Source organism: Pedobacter sp. HMWF019, assembly GCF_003061025.1.
In the GTDB taxonomy this organism is placed as follows: Bacteria; Bacteroidota; Bacteroidia; order Sphingobacteriales; family Sphingobacteriaceae; genus Pedobacter.
Genome location: NZ_QAIL01000427.1, coordinates 1 through 2,634 on the forward strand (window position 1 = coordinate 1; position 2,634 = coordinate 2,634).

Consider the following 2,634-nt stretch of genomic DNA (forward strand, 5'->3'; position numbering starts at 1 on the left):
GTATAATAATTACAATACCAAATATCATATAAGCACGCTGAATTTAACAGGTGCTTTAACTAAGCGGCTGACAATAAGCGGAGAAGGGAATTTGGGGATTGGAACAACTAGTCCGCAAGGAAGATTACAGATTTTAAAAAGCAACTTGTTTAGTGACAATTCAAGTACTAAAACAAGTATTGATAATTTATTGATACTTCAAAGTCCTTATGTAGGAACAGACCCAGCTCTGTATAATGGAACAGGCTATAAATGGGGTATACAGTTATGGGGAAGAAATGACCTTCCGACACTTGATGCATCAAAAGCGGCGGCAATATATGCAGTTAGCGAAGATGGTGAACTTGGATATAACAGGGCAATTGGATTGGCACTGCATACCTCACCATTTGATGGTGTAAATGTAGAGCGTCTGAGGATTTCTTCGAAAGGAGATGTGGGTATTGGAACGATCGACACCAAGGGTTATAAACTGGCTGTCGCGGGTAATATGATTGCGGAATCTGTAAAAGTTCAGCTTAAATCAGCCTGGCCGGATTATGTATTCAAAGATGATTACAAGCTCACAAGTCTCCAGGAAACCGAAAAACACATTAAAGAAAATGGCCATTTGCAGGGAATCCCTTCTGCTGCGGAGGTAAAAGCAGAAGGAATCGATTTAGGAGAGATGAATAAGAAGTTACTTCAGAAAATTGAAGAACTGACTTTATATCTGATTCAAAAAGATCATCAAAATGAATTGTTGAATAAACGAATAGAGAAACTTGAACAAGCTGCTCAAAAGAAATAATATGAAGAAAATACAGATTTTGTCATTCCTGTTATTCGCTGGAGTAATAGGAAACGCTCAAACCAATACTTTTCCAACTTCAGGAAATGTAGGGATAGGTAGTGTTACACCAATGGAAAAACTGGATGTTACCGGAAATATATTCCTAAGGAATATGGAAAATTTAGTTGGAGGTGGAGTAGGAATTTTATTCACCTCTTATGGTAACAGCCATCCGGGCCCAAGAATAAAGAGCTATCTGGATTATGCTTCTGGGGAACAGTCAAGATCGAGATTGGTCTTGAGTTCTTATTACGGAGGATATAAAGATGAGCTAACATTGATGGGGGGAAATGTCGGAATAGGTATAATAAATCCAGACGAAAAATTAGTGGTTGCTGGTGGTATAAAAACTATTCTAGATCCTATATATCCTGCAAAAAATGTTGCTCGTGTTATTCCTTTAGGGTTTTCTGGACCTACAGGAGCACAGAACTGGGCAATAAGAGGAGTGTACCAATATGGAAACGGTGTAGGATTGAATGCAGATGGTGGAGATTTGGATGTCATCAAATCCTTGAATGGCAATACCATTTTGGCTACAAAATCTGATGGTACTACACTTGGTAACGTTGGAATTGGTACAACAGATCCAAAAGGTTATAAACTCGCTGTAGCTGGTAATATGATTGCTGAATCTGTTAAAGTTCAATTACAGTCTGCCTGGCCGGATTATGTATTCAACGAGGATTATAAACTCACAAGTCTTCAGGAAACAGAGAAACACATCAAAGAAAAAGGCCATTTGCCAGGAATCCCTTCTGCTGCAGAGGTAAAATCAGAAGGAATCGATTTAGGGGAAATGAATAAAAAGTTACTTCAGAAAATTGAAGAGCTAACACTTTATATACTAGAGCAGAATAAGAGAATTGAAAAACTTGAACATAAAATAGAAAAGCCGAATTAAAATGAAGAAAATATTAATGATCTGTGTTTTGTTGATTTCATCTCTAGCAGGGTTCACTCAGATTACAACTGAGCAGAATGGATGGAAAACATCTGTTCTTGGGCCATTCAATGCAAGTGACTTGCAAGCCAGAAGGTATGAGATTGCTACTTTAGGTTATAACTCTTATCATTGGCAAACAGGTGGTTTGATTATAATAGAGTTATTTAGTAATTATTTCACCACAGGATATGAGAGGTATGTTGTTGAAAATGGCTATGAACAGGGCGCCAATTCAGGGCGCCCTGTCGTTAAATTGGTAGAGTCTCATGGGCTTAGTCATAGCGCTAAAATTACTTTAGGTACATCTTACGACTTAAGTACTTCATTTGCAGGAATGGTAAATAAAGCCCTACCAATATACCTTGATATTAGATATCGCGCTGGGTATATGGTTAAGATAACTCATTTGCAGAATAGGGCAGATCAACTTACAGATATCAACCAGATCAAAGTTAATAACACAGTTTCAGGATTAGATATTCCAGATTTTTTGGTTTCGACTATATTAGATAACAATTTGAGCTCTTCTAAGAATCTAATGGTTACTGGTGACGGGAATCATTACATTTCGAATGGAAGCTTAGCAATTGGTACAGCCGATCCAAAAGGCTACAAACTTGCAGTAGCAGGTAACATGATTGCTGAATCTATCAAAGTTCAACTACAGACTGCCTGGCCGGATTACGTATTTAAAGACGATTATAAACTCATCAGTCTTCAGGAAACCGAAAAACACATCAAAGAAAAAGGCCATTTGCCTGGAATCCCTTCGGCTGTAGAGGTAAAATCAGAAGGGATTGATTTAGGAGAAATGAATGGCAGATTACTAAAGAAGATAGAGGAAATGACATTGCAT

2 protein-coding genes and 1 pseudogene are annotated in these 2,634 nt (G+C 37.8%); all 3 read left to right on the forward strand.

Annotation, left to right across the window (positions count from 1 at the left end; all coding sequences use genetic code 11):
* On the forward strand, positions 1-790 hold a 790-nt coding region (locus DBR11_RS29715; RefSeq protein WP_199233927.1), incomplete at its 5' end, for a hypothetical protein.
* Position 791: 1 nt separating this feature from the next.
* Complete coding sequence (locus tag DBR11_RS22725) at positions 792-1,736, forward strand: hypothetical protein (RefSeq protein WP_108554896.1); 945 nt, start codon at positions 792-794, stop codon at positions 1,734-1,736.
* 1 nt (position 1,737) lies between these two features.
* A pseudogene (locus DBR11_RS22730) lies at positions 1,738-2,634 on the forward strand (hypothetical protein); the annotation flags it as partial.